17 protein-coding genes are annotated in these 21,174 nt (G+C 74.1%); 9 read left to right on the top strand and 8 right to left on the bottom strand.

Annotated features, from left to right (window positions below; translation table 11 throughout):
- Positions 1–460: 460 nt before the first annotated feature.
- Positions 461–751, bottom strand: a complete 291-nt coding sequence (locus tag UXQ13_RS07500) for a hypothetical protein (RefSeq protein ID WP_225234174.1) — start codon at positions 749–751, stop codon at positions 461–463.
- A 91-nt stretch (positions 752–842) separates the two neighbouring features.
- Between UXQ13_RS07500 and UXQ13_RS07495 the strand changes: the two genes are divergently transcribed.
- The 3 genes from UXQ13_RS07495 to UXQ13_RS07485 all read left to right on the top strand — a co-directional run bounded on the left by UXQ13_RS07495 (position 843) and on the right by UXQ13_RS07485 (position 3,996).
- Positions 843–1,919: a glycosyl hydrolase family 28-related protein gene (locus UXQ13_RS07495; RefSeq protein ID WP_225234175.1), complete on the top strand. Its 1,077-nt coding sequence runs from the start codon at positions 843–845 to the stop codon at positions 1,917–1,919.
- 22 nt (positions 1,920–1,941) lie between these two features.
- The gene (locus UXQ13_RS07490; protein WP_225234176.1) at positions 1,942–3,072 is read left to right on the top strand and encodes a glycosyltransferase; all 1,131 of its coding nucleotides are present in this window, start codon (positions 1,942–1,944) and stop codon (positions 3,070–3,072) included.
- 93 nt (positions 3,073–3,165) lie between these two features.
- Positions 3,166–3,996: a class I SAM-dependent methyltransferase gene (locus tag UXQ13_RS07485; protein WP_225234177.1), complete on the top strand. Its 831-nt coding sequence runs from the start codon at positions 3,166–3,168 to the stop codon at positions 3,994–3,996.
- On the opposite strand, the gene UXQ13_RS07480 is transcribed toward UXQ13_RS07485, so the two are convergent.
- Genes UXQ13_RS07480 through UXQ13_RS07465 form a run of 4 tightly spaced genes read right to left on the bottom strand, consistent with a single transcriptional unit; the run spans position 3,969 to position 8,980 of the window.
- The gene (locus tag UXQ13_RS07480) at positions 3,969–5,087 is read right to left on the bottom strand and encodes a glycosyltransferase family 4 protein (protein WP_225234178.1); all 1,119 of its coding nucleotides are present in this window, start codon (positions 5,085–5,087) and stop codon (positions 3,969–3,971) included. The genes UXQ13_RS07485 and UXQ13_RS07480 overlap by 28 nt on opposite strands.
- Positions 5,084–6,433 carry an oligosaccharide repeat unit polymerase gene (locus UXQ13_RS07475; protein WP_225234179.1) on the bottom strand — a complete coding sequence of 450 codons (1,350 nt, stop codon included), beginning with the start codon at positions 6,431–6,433 and terminating at the stop codon, positions 5,084–5,086. Before UXQ13_RS07475 ends, UXQ13_RS07480 begins: the two co-directional genes overlap by 4 nt.
- Positions 6,430–7,323 carry a glycosyltransferase family 2 protein gene (locus UXQ13_RS07470; protein ID WP_225234180.1) on the bottom strand — a complete coding sequence of 298 codons (894 nt, stop codon included), beginning with the start codon at positions 7,321–7,323 and terminating at the stop codon, positions 6,430–6,432. Before UXQ13_RS07470 ends, UXQ13_RS07475 begins: the two co-directional genes overlap by 4 nt.
- Entirely contained in the window at positions 7,316–8,980 is a 1,665-nt protein-coding gene (locus UXQ13_RS07465) for a GumC domain-containing protein (protein WP_225234181.1), read from the bottom strand. The genes UXQ13_RS07470 and UXQ13_RS07465 overlap by 8 nt, the downstream gene beginning before the upstream one ends.
- Positions 8,981–9,189: 209 nt before the next feature.
- Between UXQ13_RS07465 and UXQ13_RS07460 the strand changes: the two genes are divergently transcribed.
- Both UXQ13_RS07460 and UXQ13_RS07455 read left to right on the top strand, forming a co-directional pair.
- Entirely contained in the window at positions 9,190–10,434 is a 1,245-nt protein-coding gene (locus UXQ13_RS07460) for a glycosyl hydrolase family 28-related protein (RefSeq protein WP_225234182.1), read from the top strand.
- A 63-nt stretch (positions 10,435–10,497) separates the two neighbouring features.
- Positions 10,498–12,543: a hypothetical protein gene (locus UXQ13_RS07455; RefSeq protein WP_225234183.1), complete on the top strand. Its 2,046-nt coding sequence runs from the start codon at positions 10,498–10,500 to the stop codon at positions 12,541–12,543.
- A gap of 36 nt (positions 12,544–12,579) precedes the next feature.
- On the opposite strand, the gene UXQ13_RS07450 is transcribed toward UXQ13_RS07455, so the two are convergent.
- Entirely contained in the window at positions 12,580–13,698 is a 1,119-nt protein-coding gene (locus UXQ13_RS07450; RefSeq protein ID WP_225234184.1) for a glycosyltransferase, read from the bottom strand.
- A 188-nt stretch (positions 13,699–13,886) separates the two neighbouring features.
- On the opposite strand from UXQ13_RS07450, the gene UXQ13_RS07445 reads away from it, so the two are divergent.
- Positions 13,887–15,497, top strand: coding sequence for a GMC oxidoreductase (locus tag UXQ13_RS07445; RefSeq protein WP_225234185.1), 1,611 nt, complete (start codon positions 13,887–13,889; stop codon positions 15,495–15,497).
- A 72-nt stretch (positions 15,498–15,569) separates the two neighbouring features.
- Positions 15,570–16,328 (top strand): phytanoyl-CoA dioxygenase family protein, encoded by a 759-nt coding sequence (locus UXQ13_RS07440; protein ID WP_225234186.1) that lies wholly within the window; start codon positions 15,570–15,572, stop codon positions 16,326–16,328.
- Here the strand turns inward: UXQ13_RS07440 and UXQ13_RS07435 are convergent.
- Together UXQ13_RS07435 and UXQ13_RS07430 are read right to left on the bottom strand one after the other, a co-directional pair.
- Positions 16,316–17,350 carry a glycosyltransferase gene (locus UXQ13_RS07435; protein WP_225234187.1) on the bottom strand — a complete coding sequence of 345 codons (1,035 nt, stop codon included), beginning with the start codon at positions 17,348–17,350 and terminating at the stop codon, positions 16,316–16,318. The two genes, UXQ13_RS07440 and UXQ13_RS07435, sit on opposite strands and share 13 nt — an antisense overlap.
- Complete coding sequence (locus UXQ13_RS07430) at positions 17,347–18,954, bottom strand: lipopolysaccharide biosynthesis protein (protein ID WP_225234188.1); 1,608 nt, start codon at positions 18,952–18,954, stop codon at positions 17,347–17,349. The genes UXQ13_RS07435 and UXQ13_RS07430 overlap by 4 nt, the downstream gene beginning before the upstream one ends.
- Before the next feature lie 500 nt (positions 18,955–19,454).
- Between UXQ13_RS07430 and UXQ13_RS07425 the strand changes: the two genes are divergently transcribed.
- On the top strand, positions 19,455–20,909 hold the full coding sequence (locus UXQ13_RS07425; protein WP_225234189.1) for a sugar transferase: 1,455 nt from the start codon (positions 19,455–19,457) through the stop codon (positions 20,907–20,909).
- Positions 20,910–20,988: 79 nt separating this feature from the next.
- Positions 20,989–21,174 (top strand): hypothetical protein, encoded by a 186-nt coding sequence (locus UXQ13_RS07420; RefSeq protein ID WP_225234190.1) that lies wholly within the window; start codon positions 20,989–20,991, stop codon positions 21,172–21,174.

Raw genomic sequence — 21,174 nt, 5'->3', positions numbered from 1 at the left:
CGCGAGCTGCCGTACCCCGAGGCGCTGGCCCAGGTGCGCGAGGGCCGAATCGACGACGCCGAGACCGTGCTGCTCCTGCAGTGGCCGCCCTCGGGGTCCGTTCCGGAGCACTACCAACCGCCACGAGCCCGCCCACCCCGATCGTCCGGCGTGTCGTGACGAAGAGCACGGCTTGGACAAACTGCAGGTCAGCGCTGAATGACCAGCGCCCTCCGAACAACTGTGGACCGTTCCGTCACAGAGTTCCCACCCGTCCCCAGGCATCCTCGCTCTGCGTGGTCAGCACATGACACTCAAGCACTGACGCACCGAGGTCGATGGTCGGTGTGCAGGTACGTCGATGATGGGGGCACGCAGTGCAGTGGAACAGGATCGTCCGGGGACCGCGGATCGCCGTGGCAGGTGCGGCGTTCGCCGTCGTCACCGGCGTGGTCGTCCCGATCGCTGTCAGCGCAGCCCCTCAGGCTGGTGAGGTCGCCGCAGTCGCTGCGGACACCACCGGGTCGGCCCAGGCGACGACCGGGTCCGGCGGTGCACCCACGACCACTGCACCCGGTGCCTCCGCGTCGGGCACCACCCCGCGCGGCAGCGCTTCGCCGACGAGCAGCGCAGCTGGCAGCACCCCGTCCGGCACGTCCCCGGCGACGGGTAGCCGCACGACCACCGGCCCGGCGGTAGCCGGCGCGTCGACGGGGACGGCTGCGGGCTCCTCCACCTCCTCGGGCGTCGCCGCGGTGGGCGGCCCGTCCACGAGCGCGTCCGCCGCCCCCTCCGCACCGGCGCGGACCCCGGTGGCCCCGTCGGTTTCCGGGCCCGCGGCGCCTCCCCAGGCCGCTGTCCGGATGATCTCGGTGACGGACATGGGTGCGGTCGGCGACGGTGTCACCGATGACACCGCCGCCGTGCAGGCTGCCCTCGACTCGGCCGGCCGCGGTGACACCGTCCTCCTGCCCGCGGGTCGGACGTTCGTCCAGACCCGGGTGCTGACCGTCGCCAACGCCGGCGTGACCGTCACCGGTGGGGGGACCCTGCTGGCCACCCAGGAGTCGGACTCGTCGTTGACCGTGACCGCTGCGGACGTGACGATCTCCGGCATCACCTTGGACATCTCCTCGACTTCCCGCCGGTGGGATGCCTACGAGCAGCAGCGGCTGCGGCTGGACGGAGCGTCCCGGGTCGTCGTCCGCGACGTCGTCGTCGACGGTTCGGCCGCGGCCGGCGTCTACGTCGGCGGTGGCACGTCGGACTTCCTGCTCGACCGGGTCACCGTGCAGAACACCCGGGCTGACGGCATCCACATCACCCAGGGCTCGCACGACGGCCAGGTGCTCTCCCCCGTGGTCCGCAACGTGGGCGACGACGGTGTGGCCGTGGTCTCCTACCGGCAGGACGGCGACCCGTGCGCCCGCATCCGCGTCGTCTCCCCGTCGGTGAACGGCTCGACCGGCGGCCGGGGGGTCTCCGTGGTCGGCGGCACCGACGTCGACGTGACCGGGCTCGACGTCCGGAACACCTACGGTGCGGCCGTCTACCTCGCCGCCGAGGGGAACTGGGGCACCACCGGGGTCGCCCGGGTCCGGGTGAGCGGCGGGACGATCGTGAACGCGAACTCCGCGACCGGGATCGACCACGGCTCGGTGCTGGTCTACAACGGCACCACCGACCAGACGGTCCAGGACATCACCGTCACCGGGCTGACCGTGAGCGGCTACCGGGCCACCGTGAGCCGCGTGCTGGGCCTGATCGCCGACTCGGCTGCCTCGCCCGGCATCCGCAGCGTCACGCTGTCGGCGATCACGATCACCGGGGACTCTCGCCCGGCGGCGCTGGTCAGCAACCAGGGCGCGACGACGTTCACCGCCGCCGGCGTGCTCCGCAACGGCGGGGCGCTGGTGAGGACCGGCGGCTACTTCCGCTGAGCCACCGTGTCAGGCTGTAGGGATGACCACCCACAGTCCGGACCAGCACGGATCGGCCCCGCGGGTGACGCTCGTGCACGAACGCTTCACCGAGTTCGCGGGCTCCGAGGCCGTCGTCGAGCAACTGGCCCGGGAATGGCCGCAGGCCCCCGTCCTCGCCCCCATCGGTCGGCCGGGGGTGATGCCGGCCGACATCGAGCCCCGCGTACGGGCGACGGCGTTGAGCCGGCTGCTCCGCGGCACCACCTATGCCCACCTGCTGCCGCTCCTGCCGCTGGCGGTCCGTCGCCTGCACGTGCCGCCGACGGACGTGGTCATCGCCTCGCACCACGCCTTCGCCAACCAGGTGGTCTACGCCACCGACGCCCCGGTTGTGTCCTACGTCCACTCACCGGCGCGCTGGGTGTGGGACCCGAACCTGCGCGCAGGTGAGGTGGGGGGCCGGCTCGGGCAGCTGGGGCTGGGCGCGTTCGCGAAGGTCTACCGCCCCGTGGACGTCGCCGCGGCGGCCCGGGTGCACACGCTGCTGGGCAACTCCACCGCGGTCGTCCGCCGGATCGAGGACTGGTGGCAGCGCCCGGCCACCGTCGTGCACCCCCCGGTGGACACCGAGCGCTACGTGCCCGACCCCGAGGTGCCGCGCGAGGGGTTCTTCCTGCTGGCCGGCCGGCTGGTCGCCTACAAGCGGCCCGACCTCGCCGTCCGGGCCGCCGAACGGGCCGGCGTCCCGTTGGTGGTGGCGGGCGACGGACGGGCTCGGGCCGAGCTCGAGGCCCTGGCCGGTCCGAACACCCGTTTCCTCGGCCGGGTCGACGACGACGAGCTGCTGCGGCTGTTCCGCAGCTGTACCGCACTGCTGATGCCCGGGGTCGAGGACTTCGGCATCGTCCCGGTCGAGGCGCAGGCCTGCGGCACCCCGGTCATCGCGATCGACGCCGGCGGGACCCAGGACACGGTGGTGCCCGGCGTGACGGGAGAACTGGTGCCGCAGGTGGACGACGACGTCGACGAGGTGGAGCTGTGGGCCGCCGCCCTGCGCACCTTCGACCCTTCTCGCTACGACCCGGCCATCACCCGCAAGCACGCCGAGGGTTTCTCCCGGTCCACCTTCCGGGAGCGCATGCGCGGCGTCGTGGCCGGCGTGCTGGCCTGATCCACCCGACCGGGTGAGCGAGGGCTGGCCCGGCGGACCGCTCCCGTCTACGTTCTCAGCCACCCGCGTGCTGATGCGGGTCGAGGAGGACCCGTGGAGAGCGTCCCGACCGCCTGGGCGGTCCGCACCGAGACCGAGGCCGAGGTGCCCACAGGTCACGCGCAGCCCGTGCAGCGCGGAGCCGGTCTGCGGACGTACCTGGCCCCCAAGCTCCCTGCCGGCCCGATCGTGGCGTCCCGGACGCCGGCCGTCCGGTTGCGCAGCTTGGTGGGGCCGCGCCAACGGACCGCGGCCAAGACCATCGGCACCCGGCTGATGGCGCCCCGCTCGCGGCGGCGGTTCCAGGAGCTGCTCGGTGGGGGCCCGCTGCTGCTGAACCTGGGCAGCGGCACCTACAACGCGCCGGGGTGGGTCAACATCGACCTGTGGGGCCTGCACGCAGCGTGGGGGGTGCAGCCCGACGTGATCTGGGACCTGCGCCGTCCGCTGCCGCTGCCCGACGGCTCTGTCGACGCGGTCTTCCTCGAGCACGTCCTCGAACACCTGCCCGCACCGGTCGGCCTGGCCGCGGTCGACCAGGCCTTCCGCCTGCTGCGCCCCGGCGGCGTGCTGCGGATCTCGGTCCCGGACTTCGGGCGCTACGCCCGGGAGTACGCCGCGCGGAAGACCGCGCCCACGGCGCCCGGGGTCATCGACGCCGTTCGCCCGGGCCGCCCCACCGACCTGCTGGCGCTGGCGGAGGTGGTCTACGACCACGGGCACGTCTCGATCTGGGACGACGAGACCCTGGTGGTCCTGCTGGAGGCCGCAGGGTTCACCGACGTGGCGCCGTCGGGGTTCGGCGCCGGCCGGGTCGGGCCGTCACCGGATTCGCCGCAGCGGCAACCCGAGAGCGTCTACGTCGAGGGCGTCCGCCCGGCCTGATCCCGCCGCACGGCCGCAACCGTGCCGTCCGCGACGTCGTCCCAGGTCCGCCGGTCGGGCGGGTCGACGTGCGGTGCCCGTGGCCGGCCCAGGTGCGCCAGCGCGGCCGCGGCCCACCCGTGCACGTCCGCGGCGTCCAGGTGCTCCGCCCGGTCGCCGCTCACCTCCACCAGGGCAGCGTCGGTCGAGGTCACCAGCGGTGTGCCCAGGTCCAGGGCCTCGGCCGCCGGCAGGCCGAAGCCCTCGGCCAGGCTGGGCGCCAGCACCACGGCGGCGTTCTCGTAGGCCCAGCGCAGCGTGCCGTCGTCGATCCCCTGCAGCTGACGCAGGTGCCCCGCGGCCTGCAACGGTGCGAAGTCCGGGCCGTAGGACTCCTCCCCCCACGGCGGCGGGCCGACCTGCACGAGGACGGCGTCGGGCTGCCGGGCGACCACCTCGCGCCAGGCCGAGATCACCGTGGGCAGGTTCTTGCGGGGCTGGGTGTCCCCGACGACCAGCGCGAACGGCCGGTCCTTGAGCCCCTCGACGGCCTGGGGTGACGCCGTGAGCAAGGTGGGGCTGGTGGCCAGCGGGACAGCGGTGCTGCGTGCCGTCGTCCGGCCGTCGAAGGCTGTCAGCCGGTCTCGGGTAGCCCGGCTGACGCAGATCAGCGTGTCGGCGCCGCGGATGGAGCCCGCGTAGGGCAGTCGCAGCAGCGTGCGCTTGGCCGGGCCGAAGTCCTGCGGTCGGTCGACGAGCAGCATGTCGTGCACGGTCAGCACGCCGTGCGTGCGTCCCAGGCCACGGGGGAGCAGGTGCTTGGCTCCCTGGACGACGTCGAAGCGCCCGCGCAGCCGGGGCCCGAGGAGGGTGCGCTCGTAGGCCGGCACCGCCGGCCCGGGCAGGCCCGGGAGCAGGACCAGCCGGTCCCGGTCGCCGACCAGGTCCGCGAGCCCGTCGGCGGCGGCCGGCTCGACGAGCAGGTGCAGCTCGACGTCCGGGCGCCGGTGCAGAGCCCGGGCCAGCTCGACGGTGTAGCGCACGATGCCGCCGCCGCGGGTGGAGCTGGGGACGTGCCCGGCCATCAGCAACCAGCGCACCGGGCGGCTCACCGCCCGGCTCCGGCCGGGTGCCGGTGCGCCGGCAACGGGGGCCTCGGCCGGGACGACCGCAGGTGGGGTGCGCGCCGCCGGGTGTCCGGCCGACCGACGTACAGGGCGACCACCAGCAACGCGAGGACGGCGGGGACGACCCGGCCCTGGGTCCAGTAGAGGTACCGCGGCAGGTCGAACAGACCGGTGACCACCATCGGGTACAGCAACGCGCCCACCGGCGACCCCTCCAGGAACCCGCGGAACAGCGCGCCGATGACCAGCGCGACGACGACGAAGAAGACGAACCCGCCGACCAGGCCGAAGTCGACGAACGGGGTCGTGAACCCGCCCGGGTTGTTGAACTCGGGGTTGCCGAAGCGCTCGAGCACGTCCTGCGAGATGGCCGGTGCAGGTGCCGACAGCTTGTCGTACAGGTCGAGCTGGCCGATGCCCGGCGCCGTCCAGAACGCGGCGATCGAGTCCAGCGGCAGGCGCCCGGGGTAGCCGTCGTTGTCCAGGTGCAGCTCGCCGTTGTTGTAGGAGGTGGCGTAGTAGCCGGCCATGCGGATCAGGGCGAACACCGGGAACGACTCATCGGTCCGGGTCTTGAAGAACTGCCAGCTCCGCGAGTACTCGAAGGCGGCGAAGAGCAGGAAGACCAGCGGGGCCAGCACGACCGGCGCCCACGAGGCCACCCGTCGCTTCGCCCGGACGTGCGACCGGCCCGCGGCCAGCACGGCGATCACGACGGCCGGGACGGCCACCTCCACCAGCGCCAGCCGCTCACTGGCCACGAAGGAGCGGACCAGGCTCAGCAGCAGCACGATGCCCAGTTGGATGGCCAGGCGGCGCTCCCACCGGGTGACCAGCACGTAGGTGGCGACGACGGTGAAGGCGATGCCGACCTGGGTCAGCGTGGTGACCCCGGCGATCCCCTGCAGGGCCTCCTTCGAGTTCCCGCCGTAGTTCTCCTGGGTGATCAGTGCGGTGACGACGGCGGCGGGGTCCAGGCCGTTGGCGATCCCGGCTCCGGTGTACAGCACGTATCCACCGATGGTGACCCAGAACAAACCCTGCGCCGAGGCGGCCAGCCGCTCGGGCACGACGCCGGGCACGGGTATCAGCCGGCGCCGGCCCGACGGGGCCAGGACAGCGGTGGCGGTGGCGACCCCGGCGAGCACCAGGGCGGCAACCCCGACCAGCAGCAGCGTGCTTCCGGTGACGGACTTGGAGCTCCGGTAGAACAGCCGGAACGCCGAGTCGTCCATCCGCCAGGTGAGCAGCAGGGTGACCGGCACGAGCAGGGTGAGCGCGCCGGCCGGGGAGATCCACCAGGGCGCGGTCCGCTTGACGGGTGCAGTCACGAGCCGGTCCCGGCCGGCCAGTCCCGGGGCCGGCGATCGACCCACCCGGCCCATGTGCCGCGCAGGTAGGCGACGTCGGCGCGGGCGAGGTCGCGCTGGCCGCGTGCGGTGCGCACGACGGCGCCGACGGCCTTGCGGGCCGAGAACCAGACCAGCAACCAGCGGGGGAGCCGGTGCAGCCGCCACAGGTGCCCGTTGCCGCAGCCGTAGCGCAGCATCTTCAGCACGAAGCGGTCGTCGACCTCGTCACGGGGTTCGTCCTGCAGCACCACCAGGTCGGGGTCGTACTGCACGTCGCCGCCGTCGGCGAGCACCCGTAGCAGCAGGTCGGACTCCTCGCCGGCGCCGTACCACCCGGCCGAACCGACCCCCATGCCCTCGTCGAACCGGCCGACCCGGTCCAGCTGCGACCGGCGGAAGAACATCGTGCTCATGATCGAGGTCTTCATGAAGTTCGTACGGGTCACCGGGGTCCCGCGGTCGGGCCACCGCAACATGGAGGGTCGGCCGTCGATGGTCTGCTGCTGACCCGACATCCCGGCCAGGCCCGGCCGGGCGTCGAAGGTGTCCAGCACCCGGGCCAGCGCGCCCTCGGGGAACCAGCAGTTGTCGTCGGGGAACCCAAGCAGGCTGCCGCGGACCAGATCGAGGCCTGCGTTGCGGCCCACGGAGGCTCCGCGTTCGGACGTCGTGACCTGCCACGGCAGCGGCGGGTCCAGGTCCTCCAGCAGCCGGGCGCAGGACCGGTCGGCACTCTGGTCGCAGACCACGAGCTCGACCTGACCGGCCGGTGCGGTGCGCACCACGGACTCCACCAGGCGAGCGAACTCCTCCGGGCGCCCGACCGTGCTGACGACCAGCGACAGGACGGGCGCGGCCGCCTCAGCCACGGGTGGTGGTGGGCAGGTCGGTCCGCTCGGCGGTGATCGCCGGCATGCGGTCGGTGCCGTCGGTCGGCTCGGCCACCGCCTCCGGACCGGTGGTCGGCTCGGGCTCCTGCGCGGAGGCAGCGGGGGTCGCCGCGGTCGGCTTCCGGCGGCGACGGTGGCGGGGCGCCTTGTTCACCACGATGCCGGCCGGGGTGGCGCCGGCGCCGTGCAGGATCTGCACCGCGCGGTCCACGTCGGCGATGCGGCTGGGCCCGGTGGCGGCGACCAGGATCGTCTCGCGGCACTGCCGGGCGGCCAGCAACCCCTCGTCGGAGCGGTCCAGCGGCGGCGCGTCGACGACGACCGCCCAGCCGGCCCCGGCGGCCGCGTCGGCCAGACCGGAGGGGACGACGTCGGCCAGGCCGGTGCCGGTCTGCAGGGCGAGCACGGCGAGGCCGGGTGCGCCGACGGCGCGGCGCACCAGGACCTCCGAGCGCTGCGCGTCCGGGGCGCTGTGGCCGGACCCGCCGCCGGTGCCGAGCACGACCAGGGAGGGCTCGTGCAGGCCGCCGAGCAACGCGGCGATCTCGTCGAGGTCGTAGGAGACCAGCAGGGTGGGCCGGCGCAGCGCCGCGTGCCGGGCGTGCGCCAGTGCCACGAACGTCGTCCCGACGCCCGGGCCGGGGGCGACGACGGCCAGGCTGCCGCCGTTGACCGGGCCCTCGGGCAGCTGCAGCGCCTGCAGCTGGACCACCCGGCGCAGCACACCTGCGCGCCGGCGGCTGGCGGCGGCCGGGAGGTCGGGGCTGATCACCGGCACGCCCAGGCCGGACACGTCGTGGGAGTCGCGGACCCGGCCGCGCAGCGAGGAGACCACCGGTGCGAGCACCCCGCCGAGCAGCGCACCGACCAGGATCGCGGCCGCGACGGTGAGGACTCCGGAGGACAGCGAACCCGACGGCAGCACCGCCGCCTGCTGGATGACCCCGGCGACCTGGCCGGTGTCGGCGGCGGCCCGCTGCAGGGTGTCGCGGGCACTGAGCAGGTCGATGTTCTGCTGCGACAGCGCAGCCCGCTGCTGCTGGTTGACGTCGACCCCGTTGGTCGGCGGGGTGGGCAGCGCGTCGAGGGCCTGCTGGTTGGTGCTGATCTGGGTCTCGACCGTGGCCAGCAGGCCGGTGATCCGGTCGGCGAGGCGCTGCTGGCGGCCGGAGATGTAGGTCTCGGCCGCGGTCTGCGCCTGGGCAACCGCGTCCTGGGCATCGGTGGAGGTGCCGGTGATGGTGATGACGTTGGAGTCCCCCGACCGCACCGACTCCAGCCGCACGTCGTCCTGGGCGTCGCCGAGGGTGGTGGCCACCGCGGCGGCCAGGTCGGCGCTGTTCAGCGTGACCAGCTCGGTCTCCAGGTACGTGGCGTTCCGGGCTGCCTGGTCGCCGTCCAGGGTGCCGGTGGTGGGGTTCTCCACCCCCGCGGGATCCGGGTAGGTCTGCACCAGCGCCGCCGCGTTCACCTCCGGTTCGGCCGAGGCGGCGAGCAGTGCACCGCCGGCGCCCAGGACCACTGCACCCAGGAGGGCACCCACGAGCGCCCGTCGGCGACGGCCGGAGCCGCCGGTGCGACGGGTCGGGTCCTCGGTCGGCGTGCCCTCGGCGGGGGCTGCGGGCAGGCTGGTCACGATGGTCTTCACCCTCTCGGCCCGGCCGACGTCGCGCAGCGGCGGTACGGTGTACCAGCACGCCGAACCGCCCCGTGGCGGGGGCCGGGCGACTCGAGTATCCACGAAGGACCTGCGCGTGCCGGTCCATGAGCCGTTCCTGTCCTGCGTGGTCCGTGCAGTGCGGCCCGACCACGCCACCCGGGAACTCCGACGACGGGACTGTGCCCATGGCCGCCACCGACCACCCCACCAGCGAACTCCTCGACCCGACCGGCTCCGAGCAGACCGACGTCCCGCGTCGGCGTCGTCGCGGCCCCCTGCTCCTCGCCGCGGGTGTCGTGGTGCTCCTGGTGGCGGGTCTCACGTGGTTCCTGCTCACCCGGGACTCCGGGGACGACCTCCCGTACGACCCGGAGACCGCACTGGCGGTCGAGGACTTCGGTGCTGTCGGTGACGGGCGCACCGACGACACCGCGGCTGTCCAGGAGGCCCTCGATGCCGTCGAACCGGGTCAGGCGGTCCTGCTGGCGGAGGGCAAGACCTACGCGGTGTCCGACGTGCTCACGCTCTCCGTCCGGGGTTCCGTGCTCGCCGGCGACGGCACCCTATTGGCGACCGACGAGGAGCGCTCGTCGCTGACCGTCGCCGCGGACGACGTCGTCGTGCAGGACGTGACGCTGACCATCGAGGACACCTCGCGACGGTTCGACGCCTTCGAGCAGCAGCGGCTGTGGCTCGACGGGCACAGCGGCATCGTGGTCCGCGACGTGACCGTCCGGGGGTCGGCTGCGGCAGGCATCTACGTCTACGGCACCACCGACTTCGTGCTCGACGGTGTGCAGGTCAGCGAAACCGAGGCGGACGGGGTGCACATCACCGGCGGGGCCACGGACGGCCAGGTGATCAGGCCCGTCGTCCGGGACGTCGGGGACGACGGCGTCGCAGTGGTCTCCTACGCCCCCGACGGCGATCCGTGCGCCAGGATCCGGGTGCAGTCCCCGGTGGTCGACGGGACGGACGCCCGTGGCATCTCCGTCGTCGGCGGTACGGACATCACCTACACCGACATCTCCGTGAGCTCGACGGCGGCGGCCGGGGTGTACGTGGCGGCCGAGGGCAGCTACGACACGACGTCGGTGGACGGCGTGCGGGTCGAGGGCGGCACGGTGTCCGACGCGAACACCGACTCCGGCATCGACCACGGCGCAGTGCTTGTCTACAGCGGGGCCGAGGGGCGGACCGTGGAGGACGTGACCGTCTCGGGTCTGACCATCGACGACACCCGGACGGACGCGAGCCGGTGGCTGGGCGTCGTCCTCGACGGCGGCGGGACGGTCGCGGGGATCGCCCTCCAGGACCTCGCCCTGGAGGGGGACGGCCCGGAAGCGGAGTACGCCACGAACGACGAGGACGCCGACGTCTCCCTGACCGGGATCACCCGGGAGGGCGAGGAGCTGCCGGACCAGGACTGAGGCGCCGCTGTGCCGGGGCCCTAGGCTGCCGGGGCGACTGCCGTGGTCGCCGGAGGAGGGCCAGTGGCTGTCGCGACGTTCGACGTCTTCGAGACCGTGCTGGTCCGCACCGTGGGAGGGCCGGAGCACGTCGACGAGGCGACCGGTCGTCTGCTGCGGGAGCGCGGCGTGATCTCGGTGTCCCCGTCGACCTACGCCGCCGTCCGCCGGTCGGTCCAGCAGGACCGTACGCCCGACGTCGCGGTCCACGTGCGGTTGGCCGACCTGGCGGCCGGCACGGCGTCGCGGTTGGGCATCCCGCACGCAGCTGCCGAACTGGTCGACGCCGAGCTGACCGTCGAGAGGGCCAGCTGCCGCGCCGTCCCCGGGGCAGTGGCCCGGACGGAGGCAGCACGTGCACGGACCGGGCGGGGTGTGGTCTACGTGTCGGACTCGCCGCTGCCGGCTTGCTTCCTGCAGGAACTGCTGGAGCGCGAGGGGCTGTTCCGCCCCGGGGACGAGGTGCTGGCCTCGGCAGACGTCGGCAGCTCCAAGCAGCACGGGGGACTGTTCGACGTCGTGGCCGAACGGCTGGGTTGCCCGGCCGAGGACCTGTGGCACACCGGCGACGACCGGTGGGCCGACGGTGCGCACGCGCTGGAGCGGGGCTGGCAGGTCACGCTGGACCGCAGTGCCCACCTGACCGGTCGCGAGTCGTCGATGGCCCGCATGGCCGCCGCCACGGACGGCGTGTCGGCCAGGCTCGCCGGGGCTGCTCGGGTGGCGCGGCTGCAGGGCCGGGAAGAGGGGCTTGACCCCGGGGTGACCGCGGTCGCGGGGACCGTGGCGATGCCGTTGTTCGTGGGGTTCGCCCGCTGGCTGCTGCGCGAGGCCGAGCTGGCCGGGTTGGACCGCCTGTACTTCGTGGCGCGGGACGGCGAGGTGCTGCTCGACGTGACCCGGCGGCTCGCTGCCGCCCGGGGGGGTGCCGGGCCGGAGTTGCGCTACCTGTACGGATCGCGCCGGAGCTGGCGGCTGGCGGCCGCGGGTCGCCGCGGTCACGACGTCGTCGGTGATCTGTGGATCCCCGACGACTTCCGGGCCGAGGAGCTCACGCCCCGGGAACTGCTGCACCTGCTCGACCTGACCCCGGACGAGGCGTTGACCGCCGGGCCGGCGCCGCAGCTGATCGACCCGGCCGTCGACCGCCCGATGGGCGCCGATGGATGGGCTGAGCTGCGCGAGCGCCTGCGCGGTGGACCGGTCGGGGTCGAGGCGACCCGCCGTGCGGAGGAACGCGCCGAGCTGCTGCTCGCCTACCTGGACCAGGAGGGTGTGACCGGCCCCGGTCGGGTGGGCATCGTCGACGTGGGCTGGACGGGGCGGGCCACCCGGTCGTTGGAGGACCTCCTCGAGGCCTCCGGTCGAGCGCTCCCGGCTGCCTACCTGTTCATCGGCCTGCTGGGCCCGGCCGAACGGCGGTTGGGACCCGAGCTGTTCGGGCGCTGCTCGGCCTGGCTGGTCGACGCGGCCCGCGGGCTCCAGGACCGCAGCCTGCCGGGCGAGGACCCCGTCATGCTGGTGGAGAGCATGGCCATGGGCCGTCAGGGGACGACCACGGGGTTCGCGCGGGAGGGCGACCGGGTGGTGCCGGTCCTGGCTGCACCCGTCAACCCGGTGGCGTCCGGGTGGGGGTTCGAGGACTACCGGCGGGCCCTGGACCTCGCTGTCGACGCGTTCATCGACAGCGGACCCGGTGGGCACCAGGTCGATCTGCGGCCCACCGTCTGGGCGCAGCTGCTCGACCTGTGGCGCCGTCCCACCCCCCAGGAGGCGGCTTCGTGGGGGGCGCAGCCCTACGGCGAGGACTTCGCCAACCAGCGGTGGTTCCCGCTCGCCCGGCCGATCACCGCGCGGCGGCTGCTGCGCGCGGCCGGGTTGGGCCCGGCGGGCTGGCGGCAGCCGCTGTACTGGCGCAACGGCTCGGTCCGGTTGAGCTCTCCGCCCGTGCGCTGGGCAGTGCGGCTGCGCGGTGCGGTGGACCCGGCCCGGCTGGCCCGGGTACCCCGCCGGGTGCAGCGGGAGTGGCTGCTGCGCCGGCGCCCCCGACCTGCGCCTGACCACCGGTAGCCGCCCGAGCACGCCGGGGCCACAGCCCCGGTCGGGTCACCGACGGTCAGCCACCAGCCGGGCCAGCGCCGCGCGGTGGTCGGCCGCGGCCACCTCGGGGGCGAACAGCCGCGGCGCTTCGCTGCGGGCCCGGGCGGCGGCCGCCCGCAGCGGGCCCGGATCGGTCAGGTGGTCGACGAGCGCCCGGGCCAGGCCGGGGACGTCCTCGGGGGCGACCAGGGCACCGAAGGCGCCGTCGGCGAGGACCTCGCGCGGCCCGCTCGGGCAGTCGAAGGCGATGCACGGCGTGCCACCGGCCAGTGCTTCGGCCAGCACCAGCCCGAACCCTTCCCACCGGGAGGACACCACGAGCGCGTCGGCCGTGCCGATGATGCTCTGCGGATCGGCGACGTGGCCGGGGAAGCGGGCCACCCCCGCACCCAGCAGGCGCACGGCCATCTCCTCCAGTGCGGTCCGGTCGTCGCCCTCGCCGAGCACCACGACCTCCATGGGCGGGGCGCCCATCCCGCGAGCGAGGGCGACGGCCTCCAGCAGCAGGTCGAAGCCCTTGACCCGGGCCAGGTGGCCGCAGCCCACGATGAGCGCGGGCGCGCCGGGCGCACGGGCAGGGGCCCGTCGTGCGGCGGCCGCCAGCTCGTCCCCGCGTACGGCGTTCAGCACCGTCACGGTGTCCCTCCCGCGCCGGGAGGCAGCGAGGTCGGCGGCCAGGCCGGTGCTGACGCACACCACCTGGGTGGCGGTGGTCAGTGCCGCGCGGGTCAGCCCGCGGGCCCACCGCGGCACGTAGGCCTCCGCTGCGCGCGTCGGGTCGGCCTGCACCAGCACGCTGACGGGTCGGCGCGCTGCGCGGGCAGCCGCGGTGGCCACGAGCATGCCCAGGCCGATCTCCGTGGCCGAGACGACGACGTCCGCGCGAGCCGCCCACCGGCGGGCCCGGGCGAGGCCCGCGGGCAGCGCTGCGCGCAGCTGGCGGGGGACGTCGGTGGCGAAGACCGTCCGCAGCCCGGCCGGGACCGGGATGTCCCCCGGACGGGGGTGCACGAGGCTGAGGACGACCACCTCGTCGCCGGTGCGGTGCCAGGCCAGTGCCCGGTCGAGCGCGACGCGGTGAGCACCGCTGTCACCTAGGTCGGACATCAGCACCAGGATGCGCACGGACGGTCTCCTCGGGTAGTGCGGGCTGCGGCACACGGGGGCACTGGCCGGACGGGGACCGACGGTAGCGGTCCCGGGGTCACCGGGATCACGGCGCGGTGGTGCGCACCGCCGGTGTCCGGCGGTCATGCTGGAGTCGTGGCCGCACGGACGGCTGCACGCCCCCGATGGATGGAGTCCTGCCCCCGATGATCCTCGACCTGGCCGCCGTGGAGCCCGGCGCCGCCGAGCTGTCCCGGCCTGAGGCGATCGCCGTCGTCGGCAGCGGGGCCGCCGGCCTGGCCGTGGCCATGCGGCTGGAGGAGCTGGGGCGGCCGGTCGTGCTGGTCGAGTCCGGGGGGGATGCGCGGGACGGCGAGGCCATCGCCGCGGCGGCGCCGTTGAACGAGGGTGAGGTGGTCGGGCACAGCTACCGCGGTCTTGTCGACGGGCGGCAGCGGAGCCTGGGCGGGGCCACCCAGCTGTGGCACGGCCAGTGCACGCGCCTGCGGGACGGCGACCTGGCCCCGCGTCCCTGGCTGCCGCACAGCGGCTGGCCGCTGGACCTGGCCGAGCTGGAGCCCTGGTACGAGGCGGCCGAGCGCTGGTTCGAGCTCAGCGGCCGCGGCTACGACCGGGCCCGCTGGGACGAGCACCGCCGGCTGTCCCCGCTCCCGTGGTCGGGTGACCGGTTGCTGGACGACTTCGCCGAGTACGCGCCCCTGCCCCACCTGGGCGACCGGTTCCGGCAGCACCTGCGCACCTCACCGTCGCTGCTGACCCTGGTGCGGGCGACCGCGGTCGGGGTGCGGGTCGAGGACGACCGGGTGACCGGAGTGGAGCTGCGCGACGCGGCCGGCCGGGAGCTGTTCCTCACCGCAGGGACCGTGGTGATCGCCGCAGGGGCGGTCGAGAGCGCCCGGCTGCTCATGCTGTCCGATCGGGAGGGCGTCGGGCTGGGCACCGGGCGGGAGCTCACCGGTCGCTACCTGCAGGACCACCCGGTCGCGGCTCTGCTCGAGGTGGAGCCCACCCGACGTGCCTGGCTGCAGGACCGCACGTCGCACCTCTTCGCCCGCGACGCACGGATCTGGCCCAAGGTCCGGCTGGCCCCGGAGGCCCAGGAGCGCGAGCAGTTGGTCGCGGCCAACGCCGTGCTGGTGCACGAGGTCGACGACCCGGAGCTGGACGCGGTCCGCCGGGTCGTCGACGCCCTGCGCCGCCGCCGGTTGCCCGAGGACCTGGCGGGTGACGTGCGGTTGGCGGCGCGGGCCGTCGTCCCCACGGTGCGCACGGGCTGGCGGCGCTGGGTCCGCGGACTGGCCTCGGGACGTCCCGCCTCACGGGTGCGGCTGGACGTGTGGCTGGAGCAGGTCCCCGACCCGGAGAGCCGGGTCACGCTGGACCCCGACCATCGGGACGCCTTCGGGCTGCCTTCCCCGCGGGTCGACTGGCGCGTCTCGGACGTCGAGGTCCGCACGAGTCGCACCATGGCCCGCTGGGTGGCCGAGGACCTGCGCAGGAACGGTCTGGCCGAGGTCACGGAGCTGCCTGCCATGACCGACGACGCAGCGTGGCGGGAGAGCGTGGCCGATGCGTTCCACCCTGCTGGTACCACCCGGATGTCGACCGATCCGAGGGCCGGGGTGGTGGACCCGGACCTGCGGGTGCACGGGGTGCGGGGCCTGTACGTGGCCAGCAGCAGCGTGTTCCCCATCGCCGGGTACGCGAACCCGACCCTCACCATCGTCGCCCTCGCGCTGAGGTTGGCCGACCACCTGGCGGACCGGTCCCGGCAGGGGGTTGGCCACCCGGCCTGAGGCCGGGGCACGGGAGGGAGCTCTGCCGGGCGCGGGCTGCGGGGCGCCCGATGTCGATCTACGGTTCAGCCGGTGACCACGACGACCACGGCAGGCCGCTTCGCCCACCTCGCCGGACAGGTGCGGGCCGAGGGCTACGCGCACCTCCCCGAGCTGGGCGTGAGCCCGGCCGAGCTGGCCGAGGCCCGGCGGCTGCTCGACGGTCTGTTCGACCGGTTCGCCGAGCTCCCCGCCGACAAGGCGCACGACCTCGGGGCCGGTGGCGATCCGCAGCGGCCGACGGTGCCCGAGGTGCTCGACTGCGCGGCCCTGGAACCCCGCCTGACGAAGACCGCGGTCTGGTCAGCCGCCCACGAGGTGGCGCGGGCCGTGCTGGGTCCGGCCACCTACTCCACCTACGACCACGCCATCTACAAGCCGCCGGGCATCGGCGGGCAGACCTCCTGGCACCAGGACGCCGGGTTCGACCAGGTGCTCGACCACGGGCTGGCCATCTGGGTGCCGTTCCAGGACACCGAGGTCGCCGACGGGTGCATGCGGTACGTGCCACGCAGCCACCTCGCCGGCCGCCTGCCGCACCTGGTGCGAGCCGGGGCCGGCGGCAAGCAGGTGTTCCACCTGGAGGTCGCGGACGAGGCCGCGGTCGACGTGCCCTGCGCGGCGGGCGGGGTGACGATGCACGACTTCTACCTCGTGCACGGTGCCCGCGGCAACGTCGGCCAGCAGACCCGGCGCGCCTGGGTCATCGACTTCTCCACCGCACCGGTGCACCGCCGGGCGTTGCGGGGCGCCAAGCGGGCCATGCTGGGCCTGCGGGGTCAGCGCCGGTAGATCTGCTCCAGCCGGTCGACGTGCCCCGGCAGGTCGAACCGGGACCGCTGCAGGTCCTGCAGGGCAGCGCCGTAGGCCGCGCGCGCCGCAGGGTCCCCGGCCAGACGGGCCAGGGCGCGCCCGGCCGCCTCCACGTCGCCCGGGGGGAACAGTGCTGCACCGGGTGCCCGGCCCACGGTCTCCAGCGGTCCGCCCGCAGCGGCAGCCACGACGGGGGTGGCCACGGCCATCGCCTCCAGGATCGACAGCCCGCACGGCTCGGCGGGCGCGGTGGACAGCAGCATCGCCGAGCCGGCCAGCAGATCGGCGGGGTCGTCGACCCACCCGGTGAACAGCACGGCGTCGGCGATGCCGAGCTCCTGCGCCCGGCGCTCCAGGAAGGCGCGTTCGGGGCCGTCCCCGGCGACGGTGAGGGTCCAGCCGCCGGCCGCCAGGCCCGAGGCGGCGAACGCAGCCAGTGCCGTGGACGTGTCCTTCTCCGGCGCCAGCCGCTGGGCGACCAGGACGGTGTCCCGTCGTCGGTCCGGACCGGGCTGCTGCGGGCGGACCCCGTTCAGCAGCACGGCGTCGGGGCGGCTCTCGAGCTCCCCCGCGACGAACTCGCTCACCGCGATCTCGGCGCGCAGGGCCCGCCGGACCAGCGGCGCCAGCAACCGGGCCAGCCGGCCGTAGCCGCGGGGCGCAGTGATGTGCCGGGTGGCGAAACGTCGTCCCCGGGTGGCCGGGGCAGCCATGAGGGCGACGAAGTCCGCCTTGGTCATGTGCGAGTGCACGACCTCCTGCCGGCCGGCGCCGCGCAGCGAGGTCAGAGCTGCCCGCGCGGTGTCTCCGGGCAGCCAGTCGACCTCGGGGGGGAGGAGCTGCCTCATGCGGTCGGGCTCGCCGCCCACGACCACCACCTGGTGGCCCCTGGCGGCCTGGGTGGCGGCCACCTCGACCACGTAGCGCTCGGTGCCGGCGAAGGCGGGGGTGACGACGACGTGGGCGATGCGCAGGACGGCTCCTCGGATCGGGCGGGTCATGGCGCGAGAAGGCGGACGGCGCGGCCGGCGGGCCCGGGCAGGGCGTCGGCGAGCCAGTGGAGGTCGTCGGCGGCGAACACGCGCGCCAGCCGTACGCCCACCGTGGCGACGACGACGAACGCGGTGCCGGCGCACAGGTCACCGAGCAACCCGTCGACCTGCTCGCGCACCAGCACCGCGGTGGCTGCGGCCGCGACGCTGACCGCCACGGAGGCCAGCAGGCGCCAGGCGGACAGCCGCAGCGCGACGCCCTGGCGGAGCGTGTAGGCCAGGATGAGCACTGCCCCGACGGTCTGCGCGGCGAAGGTCGCCGCAGCCGCCCCGGTGAGCGAGAAGGGCGGGATGAGGGCCAGGGAGAGCCCGATGTCGGTGAGCGCAGCGATGCCCCCGCACCACAGCACCGGTGCCAGCCGCCCGATGCCGGTCCACAGGGTGGTGCAGACCTGGCCGACGGGGACGACCAGCAACATCAGAGCCAGGTACCGGACGACTTCGGCGGCCTCGGTGAACTCGGGGCCGTAGGCGGTGCGCACCAGTCCGGGGCCGACGGCGAAGGTCGCCGCGCTGAGGAGGACGCCGAGGGTGCACACCACCCGGGCGGTGCGGCCCATGACGGCTGCGACCGCGCCGGGGTCCTGCACGTAGCGGGCGGCGATGGCCGGGAGCGAGGCGCCGATCAGCGTGCTGGTCAGGACGACCGGGATGGTGATGACGTTGGCCGCGACCGAGAACATGGCGACGGTCGGTCCGTCGTGGTATCGGTCGAGGAAGACCAGCTCGATGCGGCGCTGGATGATCTGGCCGATCAACAGTGATCCCGAGAACATCAACCAGGTGCGCGCCACCGGTCGCCAGGCCGGCCGGCCGCTGGGCCGGCGCGGCGGCCGCGGGAGCGAGCGGTCCAGCAGCGCCAACGCGACCAGCAGGGCTACCGCCACCGACAGCTGGGCGGCGAAGACGCCCTCGATGCCCCAGCCGGCGTAGATGGCGGCGATGGACATGAGCGGCGCGGCCGCCTGGGCGATGAGCCTGCGGCGCGAGGTCCGGGTCCAGCCACGGTGGGCGATGTCGCGCACCGTCCGTGACCAGCCGAGGGCGTCGGCGAGGGCGGTTGCCGCGGCCAGGAACCAGAGCAGCTTGTAGTCGTCGCGCACGATGCCGATGCCGGTCATCACGGCCGCAGCGAGGATGCCGCCGGACAGGTGCGCCGAGGCCGACCAGCGGGCCAGCCAGGCCAGGCGGTCGTCGTCGCGACTGCCCACGGCGGTGGCCAGCAGCTGGATGCTCGCGTTGGTGAAGGAGAAGATCAGCACGGACACCAGCAGCGACGCGACGTAGGCGATGACGCTCTGCTCGCCGAGCACGGCGGCGCCCAGCTCCCGGCTGATCACGATCGAGAGGGCCAGGGTGCTGCCCATGGGCAGCACGGTGGCGGCCGCGTTCCACAGGCCGCCCCGGAGGGTGCCCTTGCTGCTGGTGACCTCGTCCCCGAGACCGGTCATCGCCCCCTCGCCGTAGGCGATGTCGGGCACGGCGTCGACCGGCTGTGCGGTGACGGGCTCCTCGGGAGCAGCGTGCCGTGGTGCGCGGTCGCGGGCGGGCACGGCGACCTCCTCTACCGACAGACTCGCTCGACGCGGTGCCGGCGACAGGGGGCTGTCAGCGACCGAGGGTAGAGCTCTGCCCGGCCAGCGGGGCCACGCCTGCCCGATCGGGTGGCCGGATGCGCGGTGTGGGGCACCTCACTCCGGCGTGCTGGTCGCCGGGGAGCCATCAGGCATCCACCCCGGCTTGCGGGCGTCGTCACCGTCCGTGTTCAGGTTGGAGCGCTCTGAGCACATCGTCGGCACCCGGCTGGGCGTATTCCGAGACCGCGACGTCGGCTGGTCTTACCGAGAGTCACCGGAGTGGGTAGCTTCACCTGGTCAGGACGTCCAACGGGGGGCGGCAACGAAGGACGAGGCGGGGCACATCGTGCTCCGGCACGGAGGTTCTACATCCGGTGATCGACCACCAGCAGCATGTGCTCCACCACGCGACGCCGGTGTCCGGCGGCGCGGCGAGGCGACGGGCCGTTGCCCGGGCCCGCTGGTGGACGCGTCCGATGGAGGCCTTCGTCCGGGGGCAGGGTGCCGAGGCCCGCCGTGAGTGGCGGAGCACCTACCGGCGCCGGCTCGTGTTGACCGACGTCCTCGCGGCGGCCCTGGCCACGGCCGTCAGCTATTGGTTCCACTTCAGCGCGAACGCACCCCTCGACGGGGTGCCGCAGTCCGCCGCCCGTTTCCTCGCGTTCACCATGCCGCTGGGCTGGCTGGCGCTCATGTTCGTCTCGCGCAGCTACGAGGAGCGCTACCTCTGGCTGGGGCCCGAGGAATACCGTCGGGTGGCCCGGGCCGCGCTGGCCCTGCTGGGCTCTGCGGCATTCGTGTCCTGGGCGTTGAAGATCGACCTGGCTCGTGGCTTCACGATGACGGTCATCCCCCTCGCGCTGTTCCTGACGTTGCTGTCGCGGTGGGTCCAGCGCAAGGTGCTGCACCACCAGCGCATCGCCGGCAAGCACGGCCAGACCACGGTGATCGTCGGGCACCGCGCGGCGGTGGCGGCCCTGCACGCCCAGATCGATCGCGAGGCCCACCACGGCTACAAGGTCGTGGGCTGCATCGTGCCGCCGGCCGCGGACGGTGAGCCCCCGACGGCGTTCGACGGATTGCCGGTGCTGGGTGACATGACCCAGGTCGCGGAGGTGGTCCGCCGGTTCGACGTGGACACCGTGGCCGTGCTGCCCTCGCCCGAGCTGGACGGCTCGGCCCTGCGTCGGCTGGGCTGGGAGTTGGAGTCGACCAAGACCGAGCTGCTGCTGGCCCCCGCGGTCACCGAGATCGTCGGCACCCGGGTGGCCATCCGGCCGGTCGCCGGACTGCCGCTGCTGCACATGGAGCGACCGGAGTTCACCGGCCCGCGGCGCTGGGCCAAGACGGCCTTCGACAAGGTCGTCGCCGCTGCGCTGATCCTGATGACCGCGCCGGTCCTCGTGGCCATCGCGCTGGCCGTCAAGGTGACCAGCCCGGGTCCGGTCTTCTTCCGGCACCAGCGCATCGGCATGGACGGCGAGCCCTTCCAGGTGCTCAAGTTCCGCAGCATGCGTCCGGGTGCCGAGCACCAGGTGCAGGATCTCTTCGAGGCCTCCAACGAGGGCAACGAAGTCCAGTTCAAGATGCGCACGGACCCGCGGGTGACCCGGGTCGGCGCGGTGCTCCGGCGCTACTCGCTGGACGAGCTCCCGCAGCTGTTCAACGTGCTCGGCGGCAGCATGTCGCTGGTGGGTCCGCGCCCGCACGTCACCCGCGAGGTCGAGCAGTACGGGGTGGACATGCGCCGTCGACTGCTGGTCAAGCCGGGCATCACCGGCCTGTGGCAGGTCAGCGGTCGGTCGGACCTGTCCTGGGACGAGTCGGTGCGCATCGACGTCCGGTACGTCGAGAACTGGTCGCTGTCCTTCGACTTCATGATCCTGGCCAAGACCGTCGGCGCCGTGGCCAAGGGGTCCGGCGCGTACTGAGCCGGGACGGCGGGGCAACTGGGATCGCCCACCGCTCGAAGATGACACACCGTGGCTGGTGCTTTACACAGTGACACCGGTGCCGTATCCATACGGCGTGACCTGGTGGGTGGTGGGCGGTGTCGTCGGGTGGTTGGCCTCGGCTCCGGTGGTGGCGGTGGCGACCGGGATGTGGTTCGGTCGGCGCGCCGAGGACTCCGTAGCACTGGAGGACGCGTTGACCGTGCCGACTGACTGGTCGGCCGCCCTGCCCAGCGAGGCCTGA

It is taken from the genome of Klenkia terrae (assembly GCF_037083865.1).
In the GTDB taxonomy this organism is placed as follows: Bacteria; Actinomycetota; Actinomycetes; order Mycobacteriales; family Geodermatophilaceae; genus Klenkia; species Klenkia terrae.
Note: the sequence above shows the minus strand (reverse complement) of the source record. Positions and strands in the feature narration are given on the sequence as shown.

Coding starts and splice junctions, on each gene's coding strand:
- UXQ13_RS07445 (WP_225234185.1), top strand. CDS start 13,887: ATGATCCTCGACCTGGCCGCCGTGGAGCCCGGCGCCGCCGAGCTGTCC.
- UXQ13_RS07460 (WP_225234182.1), top strand. CDS start 9,190: ATGGCCGCCACCGACCACCCCACCAGCGAACTCCTCGACCCGACCGGC.
- UXQ13_RS07425 (WP_225234189.1), top strand. CDS start 19,455: ATGGAGGCCTTCGTCCGGGGGCAGGGTGCCGAGGCCCGCCGTGAGTGG.
- UXQ13_RS07495 (WP_225234175.1), top strand. CDS start 843: ATGATCTCGGTGACGGACATGGGTGCGGTCGGCGACGGTGTCACCGAT.
- UXQ13_RS07435 (WP_225234187.1), bottom strand. CDS start 17,350: ATGACCCGCCCGATCCGAGGAGCCGTCCTGCGCATCGCCCACGTCGTC.
- UXQ13_RS07490 (WP_225234176.1), top strand. CDS start 1,942: ATGACCACCCACAGTCCGGACCAGCACGGATCGGCCCCGCGGGTGACG.